Source organism: Bifidobacterium catenulatum PV20-2, assembly GCF_000800455.1.
Classification (GTDB): Bacteria; Actinomycetota; Actinomycetes; order Actinomycetales; family Bifidobacteriaceae; genus Bifidobacterium; species Bifidobacterium kashiwanohense_A.
This window is the reverse complement of sequence record NZ_CP007456.1, coordinates 552,899-575,107: the sequence shown is the minus strand read 5'-3', so window position 1 is coordinate 575,107 and position 22,209 is coordinate 552,899. Positions and strand designations below refer to the sequence as shown.

At 56.1% G+C, this 22,209-nt stretch carries 19 protein-coding genes, 1 tRNA gene and 1 pseudogene; 5 read left to right on the top strand and 16 right to left on the bottom strand.

The features are described from left to right. Positions 1-58: 58 nt before the first annotated feature. The 10 genes from AH68_RS02425 to AH68_RS02380 all read right to left on the bottom strand — a co-directional run bounded on the left by AH68_RS02425 (position 59) and on the right by AH68_RS02380 (position 9,285). Positions 59-763 carry an ABC transporter ATP-binding protein gene (locus AH68_RS02425; RefSeq protein ID WP_039197334.1) on the bottom strand — a complete coding sequence of 235 codons (705 nt, stop codon included), beginning with the start codon at positions 761-763 and terminating at the stop codon, positions 59-61. Beyond that, positions 763-1,560 (bottom strand): ABC transporter ATP-binding protein, encoded by a 798-nt coding sequence (locus AH68_RS02420; protein ID WP_039197332.1) that lies wholly within the window; start codon positions 1,558-1,560, stop codon positions 763-765. Before AH68_RS02420 ends, AH68_RS02425 begins: the two co-directional genes overlap by 1 nt. Then, positions 1,557-2,717 (bottom strand): branched-chain amino acid ABC transporter permease, encoded by a 1,161-nt coding sequence (locus AH68_RS02415; RefSeq protein ID WP_039197330.1) that lies wholly within the window; start codon positions 2,715-2,717, stop codon positions 1,557-1,559. The genes AH68_RS02420 and AH68_RS02415 overlap by 4 nt, the downstream gene beginning before the upstream one ends. Positions 2,718-2,721: 4 nt before the next feature. Next, positions 2,722-3,648 (bottom strand): branched-chain amino acid ABC transporter permease, encoded by a 927-nt coding sequence (locus AH68_RS02410; protein WP_144245749.1) that lies wholly within the window; start codon positions 3,646-3,648, stop codon positions 2,722-2,724. A 157-nt stretch (positions 3,649-3,805) separates the two neighbouring features. Further along, complete coding sequence (locus tag AH68_RS02405; RefSeq protein ID WP_039197326.1) at positions 3,806-5,002, bottom strand: ABC transporter substrate-binding protein; 1,197 nt, start codon at positions 5,000-5,002, stop codon at positions 3,806-3,808. 243 nt (positions 5,003-5,245) lie between these two features. Further along, entirely contained in the window at positions 5,246-6,271 is a 1,026-nt protein-coding gene (gene prmC / locus AH68_RS02400) for a peptide chain release factor N(5)-glutamine methyltransferase (protein WP_039197324.1), read from the bottom strand. A gap of 8 nt (positions 6,272-6,279) precedes the next feature. After that, a complete protein-coding gene (gene prfA, locus AH68_RS02395; protein WP_039197322.1) occupies positions 6,280-7,368 on the bottom strand; it encodes a peptide chain release factor 1 in 1,089 nt (362 codons plus the stop codon). 244 nt (positions 7,369-7,612) lie between these two features. Continuing rightward, positions 7,613-7,825: a 50S ribosomal protein L31 gene (gene rpmE / locus AH68_RS02390; protein ID WP_003808371.1), complete on the bottom strand. Its 213-nt coding sequence runs from the start codon at positions 7,823-7,825 to the stop codon at positions 7,613-7,615. 108 nt (positions 7,826-7,933) lie between these two features. After that, positions 7,934-8,007, bottom strand: a tRNA-Ile gene (locus AH68_RS02385). Between the two features lie 51 nt (positions 8,008-8,058). After that, entirely contained in the window at positions 8,059-9,285 is a 1,227-nt protein-coding gene (locus tag AH68_RS02380) for an ROK family protein (protein ID WP_039197318.1), read from the bottom strand. A 169-nt stretch (positions 9,286-9,454) separates the two neighbouring features. Here AH68_RS02380 and AH68_RS02375 point away from each other — a divergent pair, with 169 nt between their 5' ends. Continuing rightward, entirely contained in the window at positions 9,455-10,975 is a 1,521-nt protein-coding gene (locus AH68_RS02375; protein WP_039197316.1) for a xylulokinase, read from the top strand. Positions 10,976-11,086: 111 nt separating this feature from the next. Here the strand turns inward: AH68_RS02375 and AH68_RS02370 are convergent, their stop codons facing one another. Both AH68_RS02370 and xylA read right to left on the bottom strand, forming a co-directional pair. Then, complete coding sequence (locus AH68_RS02370) at positions 11,087-12,403, bottom strand: CHAP domain-containing protein (RefSeq protein ID WP_144245748.1); 1,317 nt, start codon at positions 12,401-12,403, stop codon at positions 11,087-11,089. A 599-nt stretch (positions 12,404-13,002) separates the two neighbouring features. After that, positions 13,003-14,349, bottom strand: a complete 1,347-nt coding sequence (gene xylA / locus AH68_RS02365) for a xylose isomerase (RefSeq protein WP_039197314.1) — start codon at positions 14,347-14,349, stop codon at positions 13,003-13,005. 233 nt (positions 14,350-14,582) lie between these two features. Here xylA and AH68_RS02360 point away from each other — a divergent pair. Then, a pseudogene (locus AH68_RS02360) lies at positions 14,583-14,774 on the top strand (PLP-dependent transferase); the annotation flags it as partial. Positions 14,775-15,108: 334 nt separating this feature from the next. Here the strand turns inward: AH68_RS02360 and AH68_RS02355 are convergent. After that, positions 15,109-16,608: an amidohydrolase gene (locus AH68_RS02355; protein WP_039197309.1), complete on the bottom strand. Its 1,500-nt coding sequence runs from the start codon at positions 16,606-16,608 to the stop codon at positions 15,109-15,111. A gap of 163 nt (positions 16,609-16,771) precedes the next feature. Here AH68_RS02355 and AH68_RS02350 point away from each other — a divergent pair, with 163 nt between their 5' ends. Further along, complete coding sequence (locus AH68_RS02350) at positions 16,772-17,746, top strand: DUF559 domain-containing protein (protein WP_236682434.1); 975 nt, start codon at positions 16,772-16,774, stop codon at positions 17,744-17,746. 228 nt (positions 17,747-17,974) lie between these two features. On the opposite strand, the gene AH68_RS02345 is transcribed toward AH68_RS02350, so the two are convergent. Continuing rightward, positions 17,975-18,850, bottom strand: a complete 876-nt coding sequence (locus AH68_RS02345) for a bifunctional diaminohydroxyphosphoribosylaminopyrimidine deaminase/5-amino-6-(5-phosphoribosylamino)uracil reductase RibD (protein ID WP_236682433.1) — start codon at positions 18,848-18,850, stop codon at positions 17,975-17,977. Positions 18,851-19,022: 172 nt separating this feature from the next. Between AH68_RS02345 and AH68_RS02340 the strand changes: the two genes are divergently transcribed. Continuing rightward, positions 19,023-19,448 (top strand): peptide deformylase, encoded by a 426-nt coding sequence (locus tag AH68_RS02340; protein WP_039197304.1) that lies wholly within the window; start codon positions 19,023-19,025, stop codon positions 19,446-19,448. A 57-nt stretch (positions 19,449-19,505) separates the two neighbouring features. Here the strand turns inward: AH68_RS02340 and AH68_RS02335 are convergent, their stop codons facing one another. Beyond that, positions 19,506-20,018 (bottom strand): GNAT family N-acetyltransferase, encoded by a 513-nt coding sequence (locus AH68_RS02335; protein ID WP_039197302.1) that lies wholly within the window; start codon positions 20,016-20,018, stop codon positions 19,506-19,508. A gap of 216 nt (positions 20,019-20,234) precedes the next feature. Beyond that, a complete protein-coding gene (locus AH68_RS02330; RefSeq protein ID WP_039197300.1) occupies positions 20,235-20,648 on the bottom strand; it encodes a cupin domain-containing protein in 414 nt (137 codons plus the stop codon). A gap of 127 nt (positions 20,649-20,775) precedes the next feature. Between AH68_RS02330 and AH68_RS02325 the strand changes: the two genes are divergently transcribed. Beyond that, the gene (locus AH68_RS02325; RefSeq protein ID WP_081995853.1) at positions 20,776-21,489 is read left to right on the top strand and encodes a cytidine deaminase; all 714 of its coding nucleotides are present in this window, start codon (positions 20,776-20,778) and stop codon (positions 21,487-21,489) included. Positions 21,490-22,209 lie beyond the last annotated feature (720 nt).

Sequence of the window (22,209 nt, the reverse complement as noted above, 5' to 3'; positions counted from 1 at the left end):
TCGGCTTGCTGACCCCACCATTGTAAGGCAGGATTCTTCAACTGCGTTGAAACTGACCTTATGCGCCCAGATACGCCTTGCGCACCTGCTCGTTGTTCAACAGCTCTTTGGCGTCGCCTTCCATCGTAATACGGCCGGTTTCCAGCACGTACGCGCGGTCTGCGATCGACAGCGCCATCTTGGCGTTCTGCTCGACCAACAGAATCGTGATGCCCTGCTCGTGCAGTTTGCGGATGATGGAGAAGATCTCCTTGACGAGCTTCGGGGACAGACCCATGGACGGTTCGTCCATGAGGATCGTTTTCGGATGGCTCATCAGCGCGCGTCCCATCGCGAGCATTTGCTGCTCGCCACCGGACAGTGTGCCGGCTTTCTGGTTGCGACGTTCCTTCAGACGCGGGAACAGACCGTAGACCATGTCAAGGTCCTTCTTGAGGCTCGACTGGTCCTTCAGGCTGAACGCGCCCATTTCGAGGTTCTCCTCAACGCTCATGCGCGTAAAGACGTGACGGCCTTCGGGAATGTGAGCCATGCCGAGGGTCACGATCTTGTTGCTGTGGGTTTTCAGCAAGTCCACGCCGTTGTACATCACGGAACCGGATTTAGCCGGCACCAGACCGGTGATGGTGTGCAGCGTGGTGGTTTTGCCCGCGCCGTTCGCACCGATCAAGGACACGATCTCTCCATCCTTCACGGTGAAACTGATGCCCTTAACGGCTTCGATGGCACCGTACGAAACGGAAAGGTTCTTGACTTCCAGCATCAGGCTTCCTCCTCGCTTTCGTCATCTTCGTCATCGGAACCAAGGTATGCGGAAATGACCTGCGGATTGTTGGCAATCTCATCCGGCGTGCCGGCTGCGATGGTGCGTCCGTAGTCGAGCACCTGGATGCGCTGGCAGACGTTCATCACCAAGCTCATGTCATGTTCGATCAGCAGGATGGCGATGCCGAAACGGTCGCGGATGGTGTTGATGCAGTTAAGCAGATCCTCGGTTTCCGTTGGATTCATGCCTGCGGCCGGTTCGTCGAGCAGAAGCAGCTTCATGCCGGTGGCGAGGGCGCGTGCGATTTCCAGCTTGCGCTGGGCGCCGTACGGCAGATTCGCGGCTTCGGTTTCCGCCAGACCTTCCAATCCGAAGATCTTGAGCAGGTCGATGGCTTTGGCGTGCATCTCGCGTTCCTGCTTCCAGAATTTCGGCGTACGGAAAATCGCGCCGCCCATGTGGTAGCTGAACGATTCGTTGAACGCGACCAACACGTTCTCTTCCACCGTCATCTGACCGAACAGACGAATGTTCTGGAAGGTTCTGGCGATTCCGGCACGCACCACCTGGTACGTCTTCTTACCGTTCATGCGTTCGCCGTCCAGGAAGAACTCGCCTTCCGTAGGCTGGTATACGCCGGTCAGCAGGTTGAACACAGTGGTCTTGCCTGCGCCGTTCGGTCCGATCAGACCGATGAGCTCACCGGAGTTGATGGTCATGTTGAAGTCGGATACGGCCTTCAAGCCTCCGAAGGTGATGCCGAGATGCTCGGCCTTGAGGATGGGCTCGCTCATGCCTTCGCCTCCTTGGTAGTGGTGACCGTCTCAGCAACCTTTTCAGCGGTTTCGGCCTTTTCAGCCGTCTTCTTCGCGTTCTTGCCAGATTCCTTGGACGCTTTGACCTTTTTAACGGTTTCGGCCTGCTTCGGCTTGCCGTGTGCCTTGAACTTCATCGGGTAGAACAGCTTGTTGATGGTCTTGGTCAGGGAGAATTCCCAGTTGCCGAAGATGCCTTGCGGTCGGAAGATCATGATGAGTACCAGCGCCACCGAGTACACGAGCATACGGTAGGTGGAGAAGGCGCGCAGCAATTCCGGAAGAATCGTCAGACCGATGGCGGAGACGATGGAACCGGTCAGCGATCCCATACCGCCGAACACCACCATGATCACGTAGTTGATTGACTGCAGCCATCCTGCCATGGACGGATTCAACGAACCGATGTACTGTGCGAAGATGCCACCGGCGATACCTGCGAAGAACGCGGAAATCGCAAATACGAGCACCTTCATGTAAGTAATGTTGATGCCGGATGCGCTGGCTGCGATCTCGTCGTCGCGGATGGCCTTGACGGCACGTCCGTAACGGGAACGGGCGAACATGAACAACAGCACCACGGTGACGACGGTGATCCAGAACACGACATACAGGTTGGCGAGACGGTCGATGCCGATCAACGCCTGTCCTGCGGCGCCCTTGTCGAGACCCATGCCGCCGGCGACCTTCAGGTTCTGGATGATCACGCGGATGATCTCACCGAAGCCAAGCGTGATGATGGCGAGGTAATCACCATGCAGACGCAATGCAGGGATGCCGACCAGAATGCCGAAAATGCAGGCGATTACACCACCGACGAGGGTGGTAAGCAGGAATCGCAAAGTCGGATCCATAGCAATGCCATTGGCGACGAGCAGCTTGCTCAGCAAAGCGGCGGAATACGCGCCGATCGCCTCGAAACCGCAGCAGCCCAACGTGAGTTGTCCGAGCACGCCGATAGTGAGGTTCAGCGAAGTGGTCATGATGATGGCGATGCAGCTGGTCATCATAATGCCTTTGATATAGGCGCTGGCCATGCCGGATTCGCACACGCCCATCAGGATGCCGAACAGTACGACCACGCCGATCGCGCACATCAGATAGGACTGTTTGGTGGAAAGCATAGATTTCTTCATGGGATCACACCTTCTCTGTTTCCGGTTCGCCCATCAGGCCGGACGGCTTGACCAGGAGCACGATGATGAGGATACCGAACACGATGGCGTCGGAGAACGCGGACGTGATCACACCGCCGGTGATGGTGCCGATATACGCCTTGGTCAGGCTTTCGACCACGCCGATCACCAGACCGCCGACCATGGCACCCGGAATGGAGCCGATGCCGCCGAGCACGGCCGCGACGAATGCCTTCAGGCCCAGCATCGCACCCATCATCGGAGACACCTGCGGATAGGAAATGCAGTACATAAGCGCCGCCACCGCAGCCAGACCGGAACCGATGGCGAAGGTCAGCGTGATGGTGGAGTTCACGTTGATACCCATCAGAATCGACGCTTCCTTATCTTCGGAAACCGCACGCATGGCCTTGCCCTGCTTGGTGTGGGAGACGAACAGCTGCAGCGCGACCATGATGATGACGCCGAGCACGATGGTGATGATGGTCGCGCCGTCGATTTTCAGCTTGCCGAGCGACAGCGTCGGAATCTGGATGATCGTTGGCACAGTCTGGTAATCGGCGCCGAAGATGGCTTGGGAGCCATTCTCCAGCAACAGGCTCATGGCGATTGCGGTGATGAGGGCCGTCATGCTGTTGCCCTTCTCACGCACCGGCTTATATGCGGCCCTCTCCACGATGACGCCCACCGCCACGCACATGAGGATCGCGGGAATGACGGCCACCCATGCGGGCAGGCCGAACGCGACGATTGCCGGAATGGTAAGCATCAGCACATAGGAGCCAACCATGATGAAATCGCCGTGCGCGAAGTTGATCAAACGAATGATGCCGTACACCATGGTGTAGCCAAGTGCCACAAGCGAGTACACGCTACCAATCTTCAAACCATTGAAGATCTGGCTGATGAACATGATGATCTGATCGCCCATCATTCCTCCTTTCAAAAAAATGTCTGCCGTCAGGCTCTCGAACCCGACGAATATGGATAAAAACGCCTTGATACGCGAAAGGGAGAGAACCGGTTTCCCGGTCCCCTCCTCTTATATGCTCAGGCTTTCAAAAACCTTGCCTTCAAGCAGATGGAAATCACTTGGACGGCTGGATGGTGGTCTTGTACTGAGGCTTGCCGTCCTTGAGCTCAAGGACGATGACGGACTTCTTCGGGGAGCCCTTCTTGTCGAGCGTGAAGTTGCCGGTCACGCCTTCGAAGCTCATACCGGAGATGGCGTTGCGCACAGACTCGCGGGTGGCGTTCTTGCCGGCCTTCTCGATCGCCTGAGCCATCATGTACACGGAGTCATAGCCCAGTGCGGTGAAGGTGTTTGGATCGGCGTTCTTGTTGGCCTTCTTGTAGGACTTGATGAAGTCCTGCACCTTGGCGTTGGAGGTGTCGTCTGGAGAATAATGGGTGGTGTAGAGCACCTTGTTGTACAGCGACTTATCGTCGGTCATCTTCAAGCCATCGTAGCCGTCAGGACCCATCACATAACCATCGTAGCCGACGGAACGGGCCTGCGGGATGATGTACGGACCGGCAACGGAGTAATAGTACGGAGCGTACAGGAACTCGGCGCCAGCGGCCTGGATCTTCTGCAGCTGGGAGGAGTACTCGGTGTCGTCGGCGCTGGAGGAATTCTCCTCTGCCACAACCTCAAGGCCGGCCTTCTTGGCGGCATCGGCGAAAGCCTTGCCCACGCCGGAGGAGTACGGGTCGCCGGTGCCGTACAGCACGGCGACCTTCTTGACCTTCAGGGTCTCGGCTGCGAACTTGGCCGCGATCTCACCCTGATAGGAATCCTTGAAGCAGGTGCGGAACATGTAGCCACCGGTCTCGATGGAGTCGGAGGTGGCGGCCGGAGCGATGGCCGGCAGCTTGGCCTGGTCGGCCAGCGGAGCCACTGCCGCGGTGGTGGAGGAGATGGTCGGACCAAGCACGCCGAGCACGCTGTCGTCGCCGGCGAGCTTGTTGAAGGCGTTAGAGGCTTCGGTGGCGTCGCCCTTATCGTCCATGGACTCGAGCTTGACCTTCTTGCCGTTGATACCGCCCTTGGCGTTGATCTCGTCCACTGCCAGCTTGAAGCCGGCGACTTCGGCCTCGCCGTATGCGGCGGCGGTGCCGGAGTTGGTGGTGATGGATCCCAGCGTGATGGTATCGCTGTTGGCCGCGCTACCATTGGAGCTGCTGGAATCGTCCATGCTGCCGCCGGAGCAGGCAGCGAGGGACATTGACATTGCGCCTGCCGCGATCACGGCAACGCACTTGGCGGAGAACTTGACGTTCATTCCGTTCTTCCTCTTTTCTTGAAAATGCCGCACATTCCTCTCAACGCGCACCATGAAAGCCATTCATGTTCATCTCAATCCCGTGCGCGGAACCGCAACGGCCGCTTATGGCTGCCGTCCGTTCTTTATGTGCATTCCGATTGTTCTTTATAGCCCGACGGACAACGTCATGCATAAAATGTTCTTATAGTGAGACTCAACTTCCGGCTATATCTTCACCGGCATGCCGTGAAACGTCTTGTATTATACGATTTCTTGCTTTTCTGCCGTCAGATAACGTGGACGACCGGTGTAATCGTTGTGCACGACGACATCGACGAAATCGCAAGTACGTGCGAAAGCGGCAAGCCGCTCCCCCTGCGTGACATCGTGTTCCATTACCATGAGCCCGCCTGGCTTGAGCAGTTTCGAAGCGCGTGAGATGATGCGCTCCGGAATGAGCGTACCATCCGCGGAACCGCCGTACAGCGCCAGATCGGGATCGTAATCGCGTACTTCTGGCTGTACGGGAATGTCGAAAAGCGGCACATACGGAGGATTGGTAAGCACGATGTCGATTGTGCCATCAAGCTGGTTCAGTGTCGGCATCTGCGTGGCGTCGGCGATTTCCAGATGATAATTACCTGCGATCGCCGGATACCGTTTCGTGGTTTCGTCAAGATTGCGGCGCGTCCACTGCGCGGTCCGTTCGCTTTTTTCGACGGCCCAGACTTCGCTGCCCGGCACTTCCGTGGCGAAAGCAAGTCCGATCGCACCGCTACCGGCGCATAAATCGACCACTTTAGCACGGTACATGCCATGCCGGGTGGTCCATTCGATGCCTTCCTGCACCACCAACTCGGTTTCAGGACGCGGAATGAACACGCCCGGTCCGACTTTCAGATCGAGATAGCGGAACGGCGCATGGCCGGTGATGTGTTGCAATGGCTCACGTTTGGATCGACGATCCACCATGGAATGGAACCGTTCCATGGCCGCCGCGACAGTATTCCCAGTGGTTTTCGCATTCGTCCAAACGCCCGATTCTGATGAATCGGACACGCACATGCCTTCAGGTGCATTATGAATGTCCGATTCTGGAGAAACGGACGTCAAGGCACTGTTCAGATGCTCGACATCGTCTCCCATAAGCATGGCCTTGTCCACGTCCCTCAAATCGACGTGGAAGGCTTCGGCGAGCAGCAGTTTGACGTCATGTTCCGGAGTGTCGACGCCCGCCGCGCTCAATATGGCCGCGGAGGAACGCACCGTTTCGAATACCGTAGCCACACCACGCCTTACTTCTGGTTGGCGAGACGATCGGCCTCATCCGCCTGAATGTCGGAATCGATGACGGCCTGCAGATCGCCATCAAGCACGGCGTCAAGGTTGTACGCCTTGTAGTTCGTACGATGATCGACGATACGGTTCTCCGGGAAATTGTAGGTGCGGATTCGTTCGGAACGATCCAGCGAGCGCACCTGGGAGTGACGCATGTCTGCGGCCTGTGCGGCTTCCTCCTCGTGCTTCATGGCGAGCAGGCGGCTCTTCAATACGCGCAGTGCGGCCGCACGATTCTGAATCTGGCTCTTCTCATCCTGCATGCTCACCACGATGCCGGTCGGAATGTGGGTCATACGAACGGCGGAATATGTGGTGTTCACGGACTGGCCGCCCGGGCCGGAGCTCATGAAGATGTCGATTTTCAGATCCTTCTGATCGATTTCAATCTCATCATCGTCTTCGTCGGCTTCCGGGAACACGATGACGCCGGCCGCGGAAGTTTGGATGCGACCCTGCGATTCGGTGACGGGAATACGCTGCACACGATGCACGCCACCCTCATACTTGAGGGACGCCCATACACCGTCTTCCGGCGCGGGAGTGCCCTTGGCGCGAATGGCAAGCTGCACGTCTTTGACGCCACCCAGCTCGGTGGTGTTTTCGCTTTGCAGAGTGACGGCCCAACCGCGCTTTTCCGCATATCGCATGTACATGCGCAGCAAATCACCCGCGAACAGCGCCGCTTCCTCACCGCCGGTACCCGCCTTGATTTCCATGATCGTGTCACGCGCATCATCGGGATCGCGCGGAATCAACGCGGTACGCAGCTTTTCCTCCGCCGCTGGAAGCTCGCTTTCCAAACGTTTCGCCTCTTCCGCGAAATCCGGATCTTCGGAAGCCATTTCCTTGGCTGCCTCCAGATCGTCTTTCACCTGCTTGTATGCGGTGTATGCGGAAACGATAACGCCCAACTCGGCGTGACGACGTCCCAGCTTACGCATCTTATCCGGATCCGACGCGACTTCCGGCTCGGCCATCTGCTGTTCGATATTGTGATATTCCTCAAGTGCGGTAACTGCCGCGGGGAACTGCTCGTCTGCCAATGTACGCCTTTTCTATCTGCTTATAAATCTGCGCTTCAGCGTGAACGCTTCGCTGAACTCCACTCAACCTATCCATCATATAAGGTGCCTTGGAAACGTTGCCGAAGCGCGGTATTTCGCAGGTATCCCACGCATCTTACGAATATCCCAATCGCATGCACGCCAGCGCATGCGTATCCGTTGCATAATGAAAAACGCCAGCCCACAATCGGACTGGCGTTTTTCATTGCCTAAGCAATAAGACTCACTTGGCCTTCTTGCCGTAACGCTTCTCGAAGCGTGCCACGCGGCCACCGGTGTCGAGGATCTTCTGCTTGCCGGTGTAGAACGGGTGGCAGTTGGAGCACACGTCGACGGTCATGTGATCGCCGTTGTAGGTGGAACGGGTGACGAAGGTGTTGCCGCAAGAGCAGGTAACCTGCACTGCGTGATAATCAGGATGGATACCCTGCTTCATAGTTTGTCTCCTAGAGATTCGGGGGACCCGGGTCGCAACGCCCCTATGGCATCGCGTGAACCGGATAACCTTTCGGATTGTATCAGAAGCCTTGACTTTACAAAAGAGTGGGGCGTCACGGGCTTGAACCGTGGACCGGCGGATTATGAGTCCGATGCTCTAACCGACTGAGCTAACGCCCCACGTTGCAACATGCGAACATGCCAACTCGGTAAGTTTAGCAAATGGGTGGACTAGTTTTGCTCCATGAAACGCAACGGGTTGTCGATGAAGCGTCGCAAGCCGATCTCGGCCGCACCCATCAAGGCTGGACGGTCGATGACATCGGCCACGAGCACGCTCGCCTCGACTTCCGGATATGCCAGCACTTGCGGGCGTACCATGCGTTCGATTCTGCGGATTAGTTCAGGCTCGAAACGCGCCCATAAACCGCCGAGCATCACCACGTCAACGTCGCAGACATTGATGGTTGATGCGATTACGGAAGATATGGCTTCCAACGCTTTTTCAACAACGGCCACGGTTTGCGCGTCGCGCTGGTGCCAACGGTCGATCAGTTCGTCGATGGCACTGCGGGTCGCGGCGGCATCGCTGCTGGCGATTCCGGCCGCACTCACCATGGAACGCCTGCCCGCATACACTTCAAGGCAGCCGCGACGGCCGCAACGGCAGATGGGACCACGCATGTCGACGGAAACATGTCCCAATTCGCCGCCAAAACCGTGATCGCCGCTCACCACACGTCCCTCACGGATCACCGCACCGCCGATGCCCACATCGGTCGACATGTAGATGAACGAATCTGTCGGCTTGATCTGCCCCGAACCTTCACGCTGCGTGGCATATCCAGGAACCTGCGCCAATGCAGCGGCATTGGCCTCATTGCAGGCAACAGGATCAAGTCGTTTGACCACATTGAACTGTTTGAGATCCAAACGTTCCCAACCGAGATTGCGTGCGCCCAGCAATCGCAAATCATCGGTGACGAGACCCGGCAATGCCAAACCGGTACCGGCAAGCACATAACCCTTCCTCGCAAGAGCATCTTCCTGCCGCAAAGCCAGTTCGTCGAGACGGGCGAAAATCTCCTGTTCATCGGCATTGGCCATGTCGGCGTCAACCCATTGCTCCCCCACAACGGAACCGTCGAGATCGAGCACCACCACGCCGTAGCCGTCGGTGTTGGCCTGTAATCCCATGCCGCACAGGCGACCAGACTTGATTTCAAGCGGAATGCTAGGTCGCCCATACAGCGACTGGCCGGATGGCGCGCCCTCCATCAGAATCTCATTGTCGAGCATCAACGACACCAGCACCGACATGGCGGCTTTGGTCAAGCCGGTTTTCTTGGCGAGATCAGCGCGACTCATCGGCTCGGTGGCACGCAACAGCGAATCGAGCACCACGGAAAGATTATGGTTTCGTAAATCGTCTTGATTGATACTCCGCAGTGAAGCCATGGTTCCCTCCTTCTCGACGCGTCTTCGCGGGAAAAGCGCACCGTCTCTATAGTCAAATCACTTTATGATGGTACACTAGACATTATAGTTCATTCATCTAACTAAATGGGGTGGCGGACGGTGCAACTTCCTTGCACTTCGTTGCGCCAGCTCACCGCAAGGAGACACAATGACTCGAACTCTCGTGGCCGGCGTCGACACCTCGACCCAGTCCTGCAAAGTGCGCGTGACCAACGCCGAAACCGGTGAAATGGTGCGTTTTGGCCAGGCCAAACACCTCAATGGCACGTCTATCGACCCGAAATTCTGGTGGGACGCGTTCCTTGAGGCAGCCCAGCAGGCCGGCGGACTTGACGATGTTGAGGCACTGGCCGTTGGCGGTCAGCAGCACGGCATGGTGATTCTCGACCAGCAAGGCAACGTGATTCGCGACGCCATGCTATGGAACGACGTAAGCTCGGCGCCACAAGCCGCGGCCCTCATCGAAAAGATGGGCGAGGCTCCCGCCGAAGAAGGCGAACCGGAAGATGTGATTGCACGTGGTAAGCAGCGTTGGGTCAAGGCCGTTGGTTCCTCCCCCGTTGCTTCCTTCACGCTGACCAAGGTGGCGTGGGTGGCTGAAAACGAACCGGAAAACGCTAAGAAAATTGCCGCGATCTGCCTGCCGCACGATTGGCTGAGCTGGCGTATCGCCGGCTACGGCCCGGTCGCGGAAGGAGAGGACGCACACTTGGAAGCGCTGTTCACCGACCGTTCCGACGCTTCCGGCACCATCTATTACGATGCCGCTTCCAACGAATACCGCCGCGATCTGATCGCCATGGTGCTTGAGCCAGCGGAAGGTACCGAAGCGGCACGCGAGCACGTCAACGCAATCATGCTGCCGACCGTGCTCGGACCGCACGATTCCGCCGCAGTCAAGGCAAGCCCGGAAATCGCCGGCAAGAACGTTGAGGGCGGTTGCATCATCGCACCGGGCGGAGGCGACAACGCCATGGCGTCCTTCGGACTTGGCATGAGCGTGGGCGACGTTTCCGTTTCATTGGGCACTTCCGGCGTGGCCGCAGCCATTTCCGAAAATCCGACCTACGATCTGACCGGTGCAGTGTCCGGTTTCGCCGATTGCACCGGCCACTACCTGCCGCTCGCCTGCACCATCAACGGTTCGCGTATTCTCGACGCCGGTCGCGCGGCCCTCGGCGTGGACTATGAGGAACTCGCCCAGCTGGCGTTTGCTTCCGAACCGGGTGCCGGCGGCATTACGCTAGTGCCGTATTTCGACGGCGAGCGCACTCCGAACCGTCCGGACGCCACCGCAACCCTTTCCGGCATGACGCTGGCCAACACCACACGCGAGAACATGGCCCGCGCGTTCGTCGAGGGCTTGCTGTGCTCCCAGCGCGACTGCCTAGAGCTTATTCGTTCGCTTGGCGCTGAGATTTCCCGCATTCTACTTATCGGCGGCGGCGCAAAGTCCAAAGCAATCCGCACGCTCGCGCCGAGCGCGTTCGGCATGGACGTGACCCGCCCGACCACCGACGAGTATGTTGCCATCGGCGCCGCCCGCCAGGCCGCCTGGGTGCTGTCCGGCGAAACGGAACCGCCCGCATGGCAGCTCACCATCGACGGCGTGGAAACCGGCGAACCGACCGAAGCCGTGTACGAGGCCTACGTAAAAGCACGCGGCTAATCAATCAGCCATCGTGAATCCGCGCACAATCCAACATAAAAATGGGTGCCATCACAGCCAAACCGTGACGGCACCCATTTGCATTAAAATCAGAATCCTCAGAAACACCATTCAGTGCACAAACCAGTACTGGCCCCTATTCACCAACACTCTCGAGTGCATTAGAAACGGACCTCCCCAATTCATTTCCGAAATCAGGAACGTGCCGTCTCCATACACTGCTTCGACGACGGCGACATGACCATATGAGCCATCGGCACCGTCTTGCCCGGGGAGGAAAGAGATCGCCGATCCGACTTGAGGGTTATGATCGACTCTCAAACCATATGCCGGCGCAGTCAGATACCATTCCCCTCCGTTATGCAAGTAAGACGGCGTGCCGATGCCCATTTCCGCACGACGATTGTACGCATACCATGTGCATTGGCCGGCCGGATACATGTTCCCGTAATCTCCGTTATGCGTGCCCTGACCAGTAGTGGACACACTTGGCTGGGACGGCTGAGACGGCTGAACTGGATTCGAAGGCTGCTGCGGAGTCATATTTCCCGAAGAAGCGGAATTACCCGGTTTTGCAGGCTGCGGAGCGGACTGACCGGGATTGGCACTGCCAGCCGCATCCGCCTGTTGCTGTGCGTACTGTCTGTTGGCATCATCGATTTTTGATTGAAGAAGCACCGTTTGCACGGCCTGTTTCGCCGCATCGGATTGCAGCTGATCCTGCTTGCTTTCCAATTCCGCACGACGATTCTCGCCTTGCACACGCAATGCGTCCAAGGAATCTCTAACATCCTGCGCTTCCGACGCGGCAGACAGCGCAGCTGCAGCTTTAGTATCGGCATCAGACTTGAGTTTGGCGATGCGTTGTTCGATGGCCTTCAGACGCTCGCCACGATTCATGGACACATTCAGATCATCAGCATCCGCAGCGGCGGCATTCGCCTCGGTTCGCGCCAAAGCGTCTCGCGTCTGCATGGCGGACACAAATTCCTTCGTGCTTTTCGCACCCGTAACAACAGCCATCGCATCCGCGGTATTCGAGCCATGCAACGATTCACGCGCCATTGATGCCACGGCAGCATGTGAATCGTCATAATCCGCACCAGTTTGAGCTATTTTCTCTTTGAGATCCTGCTCATCCTTACGCGCGGCATCAAGCCTGTCCGCAGCGGCATCAGCTTCGCTTTGAGCCTGAGCCGCAGCATCATTAGCTGCAGCAGCCTTCTCTTGAGCTACCGGAATCTGAGTATTCGTCAGTTTGTCGAGCTCAACGACCTGTTCGAGCAAATCGGATTGGACACCTTTCAACTGCTCACGAAGCACCTGCTCCCGCTGCACACTACTGGCATGGGAATTCTGCGCCGCAACCAAATCCGAATAGGTATCCGCATAAGCCTCGAACGGCAAAACCGCGCAGACCGCCATCATCCCAACCAACACTGCGCACGATACGTATTTCAATATATTTGAAGCGAAAGCTCCCATATGATTCAATACCCCTTCATATTTGTTCTCTGTATCATACCATGGATAAAAACCAAGAAACTCGGGGGTATTCTGCATATGATCATGTGCCACTCCTTCAGCACTAATCGCATATTCCTGTTGTGTTAGTCCTACAGCCGCATTACCCAGCCTCACAATTCAGCCATTTTGCCGCACGATTTCTTCATTTTGTCGCACAATCCTCTTTATCTGACCTCACGATTCCTTCTTTCTTATTAATTTACGAATCGCGAGATGAAGATATCGGTTAGAGGGCATCAACAGGCGTGACCTCTTATGCTCAGTATTATCTCTTCGTGAACGCTCATACCTCGTCTTATGCAAAATCCTCCTTATCTATCCCATATTTTCGAGCATACGAAAGCCGCCCGCAGACAACGCAGTCAACGGACAGCTCACGCAAGGAATCGGAAGGAAAGATAAGGAGGAAAGAATGATGCTGAAAAGGCGAGCCGGGACGGAGTGCGCCCCGGCTCGTACTATGACCCGATTTGCAGCTGGGTCAGGCTGCTATCGCGAGATCAGGCCTCGGCCAGAGCTTCGATCATGTAGTTGTTGATCGTGGCCTTGACGGACTCGAGGTGATCGGACTTGGTGGCCTCGATGAGCTTGGACTGCGGGATGTCCAGAGCGTACTCTTCGAGGGAAGCCAGGCTTGCGGTGCCGTTCTCGATGGTTGCGCCGATGCCGGAATCGTAGGAGCTGTAACGCTCGGCCTGCAGATTCTCGATGAACTTGTCTTCGTGCATCTTGGCAGCAACCAGAAGGCCTGCGGCGAATGCATCCATACCTGCGATGTGGGAGCGGAACAGATCCTCGGCATAGAAGGAGGTACGGCGCGGCTTGGCATCGAAGTTCAGGCCACCGTGAGGGCCAATCTGACCTGCGGCGAGAACTTCCCACATCACGGTGGAGGTCTCGTACAGGTCAGTTGGGAACTCATCCATATCCCAGCCGATGAGCTTGTCGCCCTGGTTGGCGTCGAGGGAGCCGAGCACGCCGGCCTCGCGAGCGGTACGAATCTCGTGCTGGTAGGTGTGGCCTGCCAGATTGGCATGGTTGCCTTCAAGGTTCAGCTTCATGAAGTCGATGTCATAGGTCTTCAGGAAGGCGATGGCGGTGGATGCATCGAAGTCATACTGGTGCATCGTCGGTTCTTTGGCCTTCGGCTCGATCAGGAACTGAGCGTCCAAGCCGATCTCCTGAGCATACTCGTGGCACATGTGGAAGAACTTGGCCATGTGCTCCTGTTCGCGCTTCAGCTGCGTGTTCCACAGGTTCTCGTAGCCTTCACGTCCGCCCCAGAACACGTAGTTCTCAGCACCTAGGCGCTTGGCGATCTCCAGGGAGTGCTTCAGCTGACCACCGGCGTAAGCGTAGATGTCGGCGAACGGGGAGGTGGAAGCACCGGAAACGAAGCGCGGGTTGGTGAACAGGGAGGAGGTGTTCCACAGCAGCTTGATGCCGGTGGACTTCATGTTCTCTTCGATCTTGTCGACGACCTTGTCCAGATTCTTGTCGGTCTCGCGCAGGGTATCGCCTTCCGGAGCGATATCGCGATCATGGAAGCAGAAGTACTCGACGCCGAGCTTCTGGAAGAACTCGAAGGCGTAGTCGACCTTGGCCAAGGCCTCATCCTCAGCATTGGAGTACTTTCCGTACCACGGACGCTGGGCGGTGCCAGTACCGAACGGATCGACCAGCTCCTGATCGAAAGTGTGCCACCAAGCGACGCCGAAACGCAGCCAGTCCTTCATCTTCTTGCCGGCAACAACCTTGTCGGCATCGTAGTAATGGAAAGCCAGACCCTCCTGCGGCCCCTTTTCACGACCGACATACGGAATCTTTTCAATATCCCACAGACCCATGGGTTGCTCCTTTGCTATTGGTTTTTACTTTCGTAAGACCTTGATTTTCCCGTCAAGCGGATTTCCGCCTGTCTTGATGTACATAATAAAATCAACTTCCTAAGTTTGTCAATTCAGTGAACTATTCGGCGTTTCCATTGAAAAATAGCCAATTGTCAACTCAGTGATAAGGCGAACATGTTTGCTGCACCGCAGCGCTACGCAATGAAGCGCCCAATCGAAAGAAGAAAACCATGAGCGAAAACGTCAACACCATCTGCGTGCAGGGAGGCTGCCAGCCTGAAAACGGTGAACCCCACACACCCCCGATCATTCAGGCGACAACCTTCAAATACAAGTCAAGCGAACAGATGAGCCGACTGCTCGACCTATCCGAATCCGGATACTTCTACACCCGACTGCAGAATCCAACCAACGACATCATCGTTGATCTCGATCAGTCACTCGCCGCCGTGCAGTGATTCTCACTCAAAATCACATCAGGAAGACCGTATCTCCCACTCAGAGGTGCGGTCTTCCTCCTATCCGAGTGGACCCGCACGCCATACTCATCTTGCACGGGCACACCAATCATCTGAAATCCCTTATATGTGGCAGATTAAGGCATCTTCAAAATCCGATTTGCGCTATATGTGGCAGATTCACACTACATTCGAGGGTATAAATCTATAGAAAAATCCCGTTAAGAAATCTCAGGTCTGCCACATATAGCGATTTTGACTTTTCCAGCACCGTGGAATCTGCCACACATAACGGTTTTCATTCAGCCTGTTGGTACGTCCAGCGACCGGCAAGCATAGTGCCAAGCACATGCTCGGGCATGGCACGCATGGCCTCCGGAGAATCGATTATGCTCGGATCACAGTCCAGAAGCACCAAATCGGCCACATCTGCGTCCCGCAAAGCCACGCGTCCGACCGCGGTGGACGAAGCGAGCGCCGTTTCAAAATCAAGGCACTGCTCAGGTTGAAAAGGCTCGCGGTCGGAACTTTCCGTACCGAATACCGCCGCGGAGATGGCCAGCCATGGGTCCAGCGGCGCGACCGGCGCATCCGACCCCATGAGCAGTTTGGTCCCCGCCTTATGCAGACTATTGAATGCGTAAGGGATTCCGGCGGGGGTGCCCCAGAATCGCGCGATGACGTCACGATCGTCCATGGCGTGCTGCGGTTGGATGCTTGCGGCAAGTCCCAGCTGCGCGAGTCGCGGAATGTCACACTCCTTGAGCATTTGGGCATGCTCAATGGAACCATGCGCATGGGTGCGTTCGGCACAATCAAGCACAATGGTGTTCGCTTCATCGCCGATGGCATGACAGGCGATGTCGAAGCCATGTTCGACGGCGAGTCGCATGTACGACTCGATTTGCTCAGGGGCATAGCTCAATGTGCCGTAGGTTTCCGGTCTGATGCCCGAATATGGCATGGAACAGTAGGCGGAACGGGTGTTGAGCGAGCCATCGGAGATCATCTTCATCGCGCCGACGTGACCCAAACCATGACTTCCGGGCAATTCGTCTCCGGTGTGCCAGCCGTCGTCGATGGCCTGCCGGAGTCTCTCGGGATATATGCCAGCCTCGACACGCAGACCATCAAGCCCTTGCGAAAATCGGCTAATCCACGTGTCGATGTTCTCCGCCATCTCATAGTCGCGCACGCCGACCACGCCTTTACTCGCAGCGTCGTGTTCGGCGTTGCGCAACAGATGCATTAGCTCATTGGCCGCACCAGGTCCTTTGTCCAACTTGCAGTAGGCGTCGAACCACTCAAGCTCGCCGACGAGTCCGGATTCGTCCACATCTACGCCAAGCTTGCGTGCGGCGGCAGAGTTCACCCAACCGCAATGCATGTCAGCACTTGACAGCGCCACCGGCTGGTCTCCCGCCACCGCATCGATCGCGGCCAGGGTCGGCTGGGCGTCATCGGACCACAGGGAATGCCGGAAACGCATGCCGACCACATATTGGTTCGGATCGAGTGCGCCGCTTTCACGACGCTCCTCCAAGTGCCGACGCAACATGTCGAGCGCTTCGCCGGCACTGCGTGCATCAATCAGATCGAGCCGTCCCAATGTGTACGACCACTGCGTGAAATGCGTGTGGCAGTCCCACAATCCGGGAATCACCCATATCTTCGAAGCAGCATCCGTTGGTCTTTCCGAAGGCCGCACCGAAACTATTCGCCCGTGACCGACAGCAATGTCGACCGGCTTATCCGAACCTACGAAACACACGTTTTTAATCACACACGGCTCGCCCATACATCCTCATTTCAACGTGATGTTCTACCCGTGCCATGGTATCCCGCAGCAGCGCAGTAGCGCACGTTCGTCTCAATCAGGCATGCCGGCGGCCGACTGTTTATCCACATTTTTTTCGCGCATAACCTCGGTTATCCACTTATCCACTGTTTTTCGAATGCGGATGGCAGAAACCGGCCAATCCCTTTATTCTTGCTCCATGGACAATGGAGCACAATATTCTGAGAGTCTCGCGCAGCTGCGTGCGCGTACCATCGAACAATGCCTTGCGGCGCAGCAACGAACCGGTAAGCAGCTAGTGTTTACACACAGCACGGCATTATGCCTGCAAAGAACCGAGATGCCAAGGTATCCCGATCAGCAAATGCTGTCTTCTCTGCATGCCCTTGCCACAGATAACAACGCACGCACGCATCTTCAAAACGTCCAATTTGAACTGTGGACAGGACCAATCATCGAAACCGCTACGCATTATGGCAAGATTCGCCATACGGATCCAGTAACCACATGGGCAATGCACGCGAATCGGCTTCCCCAAGAAGAACTGATAACGCTTGGCGATTCAATGCTAAGAAGGAACCAACGTTTTCCCCAAGTCTGCATTGACGACTTCCATGAATATCTGGAACGGCTCAAAGATTTCAGCAACTACGCGAATGCGAATAGACAACGTCCCATCCGAGGAATCAGAAAAATGCAACATGCGTTACAGCTCATGCGCGAAGGCACGGATTCCTCGCAGGAAAGCCGTTGCAGGATTGCTCTGATTCGCAATGGGCTACCATGCCCGAAAGTCAACTGGAAGGTTCGACTGAACAATGGGAAAATCGCGCTTTTGGATATGGCCTATCCAGATATAAAAGTGGCCATCGAATACGACGGAAGACATCATGCCGGCCAATGGCTCGCCGACAGCAAGAGACGTGAAGCCTTAGAAGATGACGGTTGGGCATACATTCAAGTGACCGCCGAAAACCTTATGAACGACTTCGAGGAACGGGCACTCGCGCAACGCGTGGCCGACCGGATGAGCCAACGATTAAGCACGCCCATCATGCTCTGTCAAAGAATGCCCTCGGGAAGGATACACATCCGCATAACGTCTCTCGCCAATGGAAGCAGAAAGATTCTCATCTGAAAGCCACTATATGTGGCAGATTTGCCATCCCCGGACAAACCAAAACCGCTATATGTGGCAGACCAGACTGGTTTCAAGCTTCAAAAGACCCCAATCAGTACCCCCTAGACGAGATTTTCCTTGGGAGACTGCCACATATAACGGAAATCATTTTTCTGAAATGCCAAAAACTGCCACATATAGGACATTTCAAACTGAAAACACGGCATAGGCATATCACCTTTTTCGTCAGATCGAAGACAGCATTTCGAAAACGTCATCATCATCGACTACAAGGCTATCGATTTTGCGGCGGCCGAGTTCGCGCAGCCATTCGTCGGGTTCCATATCGGCGAGCGCACGGATGTCGAGATGCAATGGCTTGTGCCTTCCGACCACCACCTCGTTAGCATCCACAGCTTGGACCGGCCCGTCGAAATGGGCAAAGGCACCATCCGAAACATCCAGCCGATCCGTCCGACCCGGAAGGCGTGCGGCACTTCCCACCGACCCTTCCGTACCGTTCGAATTACCCGGGACACCCGCACGGCCACCAGTCGGACATATGCCCAACACCGCCGCATACGTGTCATATAGCCCGCGTCGACGTACAGCGTATTCGGCATCAGATTCCTCCGCATGTTTTCTGCCGTCCACAATGTACGGCATTCCTGTGGTGATGTAGTGGAAGAAATGGCGATTGATGGCGTCGCATTCCGCCCGCATCACGTCATATACCACTTCCACACCAGTTTCCTCAAGAATGCGAAGTCCTTTGCCGGCCACGATGGGATTCGGATCGATCGAACCGACCACGACGCGCGTTATGCCGTGCGAAAGAATTAGATTGGTGCATGCCGGCTGCGATCCGACATGGCAGCAAGGTTCGAGAGTGTCGATGACCGTGGCTCCATGCATGTCGATACCATGCTCGTCGGCGTAGTCGAAGGCCATGCGTTCCGCATGCGGTCCGCGGTAGCGGTCGTGGTATCCGGCTGCGAGAATCTCGCCGTCGCGGACCACCACCGTGCCGACCAACGGATTCGGATTCACCCAACCGGCTCCCTTATGGGCCAGTTCCAGCGCCTGCGTCATGTATTTCCGATATTGAGGCATGTCATCCATGGTTCCAAGCATATTGCGTCGATTGCGGTTCCACATTTCAAAATCGCCACGAGACATTCCGTAAATGGATAGGCGCGAACCGGTCATCCGTTCCATCGCCGTACGGCGTCGCACAATAACGCCATACAATGTTGGCAGACCAGCCAAAGGAACCCGCGAGAGGAAACATCATATGCAGCGTGAAATCATGACGTCTATCCCATTTTTGAGCCAACCGTCCGTCGAGGCTGAAAATACCGAAGCGGATTTAGCCGTGGCACAGGACTTGAAGGACACGCTTGACGCGCATCGCAATGGCTGCGTGGGCATGGCGGCCAATATGATCGGCATGTCCAAACGCATCATCGCATTCGTGGACGAGGATTTGGGTGGCCGTATCACTGTCATGTTCAATCCTCGCATCACCGCGCAGGACGGTGCCTACGACGCGTCCGAAGGCTGCCTGTCCCTCAAAGGCGAGCGCCACACGGTCCGCTTCCAGCGCATTGAGGTCTCATATGTGGATCGCAAGTTCTGCGAGCGCCACGCCACGTTCACTGGCTTTACCGCGCAGATCATCCAGCATGAGATCGATCACTGTGACGGCGTGATCATCTGAGGCGCAACGTGCAGCGCCTCGGCAAGATGCACTACGGCAAAGACCGTGTCCTGTAACTTAAACGGCGGCCGAAGTGTCAATGCGCGTGAAATACTCAGTGTCCGATTCGTGGTCAATACGGGCGCCGAGATGACGCTGCACCGCCAGCGAGGCGGGATTGTTCTTATGCACGGAAAGGTACGCCTCCGTGATGCCAAACTCATCACGCGCCTTGACGAGCAGCAACCTCAATCCCTTGGTGGCATATCCGCGTCCACGCCATTCGGGAGCGATGCCGTATCCGATATGGCCCGCGCCTTCCTTCAACGCATCATTGAGTTCATGCCGAAGGTTGAAGATGCCGACATATTCGCCGTGATCGTTCACAAGGATGTATTTGGTGGCCGGCACCCAACCGGGCTTGAGCCCGATGCCTGCGGCCTCGTTTTCAAGATCGCGCACATATTCCCTGAAAGCGGCCTTGTCCATGCCGGACGCAGGATTCTCGAATCCGTTTTCATCCGCGGGGAACTTATCGAACAGCGCATAAGTCCGTTCCGGTTCTCCCGACCATACCTCGATCAAACGCATGGAAGGAGCATAGCGGCTTCCACTGACAACGATTGTTTTACGATGAGTCCGTCATGCATTCAAAAAACCAAGACCAGACCAATGCCGACGCTATTGGTCTGCAGCGATGCGGCGAACGTTCATCCGCCCGTCATTTCATTCCACAAAACCATTGTCTGGACGAAGCGTCTGAAAGACGAGATGCCTGAACCTCATTGGATATAAGCATCCCTGGAATCAACGCAAGGATGCGTATTCGTCCGGATCCACCGGCTCAAGCCACTCGTTGTCGATTGGCTTGCCACTGCCGTCAGGCATCATGAACGCCAGATGGCTGAATGATTCGCCCTGCGCCGCGCCATGCCAGTGTTTGGTATCCGGTGGAATGCGTACAGCCTGTCCGGCCTTCAGCTCCTTTGGCGCTTCATTTTCGAGTTGATAGTAGCCACGGCCTCCAACGGCAATGAGAATTTGCGATCCGTGATGATGGATATGCCAGTGATTACGGCATCCTGGTTCGAAGGTCACATTGTGAATCGAGACCTCCGACGATTCGAGCACCGATGCTAGGTAGCTCTGCCCGTCGAAGTATTGCGCGAACCCGTCGTTGGGTTCTCCAAGTGGAAACGGGCTGGGATTGCTGATTGTCATAATATTCTCCTTTTTGTGAAACTCTCAACGAGTAATCTATTCGCTCCCAGCAAGATGTCAAACACCCTCGTTGATTTGCCATATATCGCACTTGTATCATAGTTCCTAGGCAAGCGAGGTGATTAACATGGCTACATTGACTTTCGACAACGCGACCTTTGAGCGCGCGGAAGTGGCGGCGGCACGCGAAGGACGCAGCGTCTACGACCTGCTCAACGCGACGCTGGTCGATTATGCCGCCACCGTGCCGCTGTCCAAAGTGGACGACGGAATCAAGGTCGGCGCGGACGGTTATCCCGAGTTCAAAGTCAATCGCGACGCCGCATGCATCGTGAAGCCCGTCGCATACCGCGAGGACGGAGTCGGACTGCACCCCCGCTGGGACGAAACGGAACGGCTCATCGAAGACGAACTCTATCGAAGCGCTGCGGAACTTATCAAACAACGCTTCCCCTCCGGATGGGGCGGAGCGGCAGCAATGCGACTGGAATGCAGAGACAATACGCCCGCACGAATCGTAACCAGCGTGGCGATCGAGACGCCAAACGCCTCGGCATCACTGTGCATCGAGACGGGCGCGATGTGCGAAGCGATGAAACGCAATCAGCGGATCACCCACACCATCTGCTTGGTGAGAGACAACGAAAACAGCCCGTTCATAGTGCTTTCTCCATGCGGCATCTGCCAAGAGCGACTGAGATATTGGGGAAACGACGTTCGATGCGCCATTACCGATAACACAAACGACGGACGCATCCTGTTCCTTCGGCTGGACGACCTGCAACCACATCACTGGACACAGGCATATCTGACTTCCGAGCTCGAACACTTCGACTACTGACCCACCCAGTTAGCATTGGCCCAGTCTGGCGAACAGACGATGCTAAAACCATGGCTACCATCTCATGTTTTATGAGCATGCCGTTGAATCAGATCCCACCGCACTGTTGCGGCATGACGATGGAATATGGGATAATCCACAAGGTGCTTTTGCGTGGACAGACACCGGGATGACACGGGAAAACAAACGGCGGACGACACAAAACGGGCCGTCCGGGACACCTCGTGGACGATTGTGCCATTCTTCATTTGCGTCATTACGGAATCAGGTCCAGCAAAACGTTGGAATTGCAACGATAAGACAGGATTGTAGATTTATATGGCTGAGTTTGTATACCAGATCAAACAGGCCTTGTAATCCTTGCTATTTCAACGTTTCCACGGCATGTCCCGTGACACAAATTTGTGTCATCATCGTTTAAGGTCGGGACTTGTGTCCAGTCCGTGTCACCCACCTGCGTCATTATTCGCCATCAATCACGATAATTCTGTTCAGATGAACAAGCAATCCCCTACGCTCCGAACGACACCAGCCCATGCGCGTCCAGCTTCTTAGCCAATGAATTCGCAATATCACGCCAACGTCCGAAAGCAGAAACAATCACTCTAATCCGTCGACCGAGTAGCGACCAGCCCATGCCAGAGCTGCGGCGATTCAAATTATGCCTAGGCCAAGAACTGTCGCTGGTTTTACGGCAGTGAGCCCCACTTCGTCTAAGAC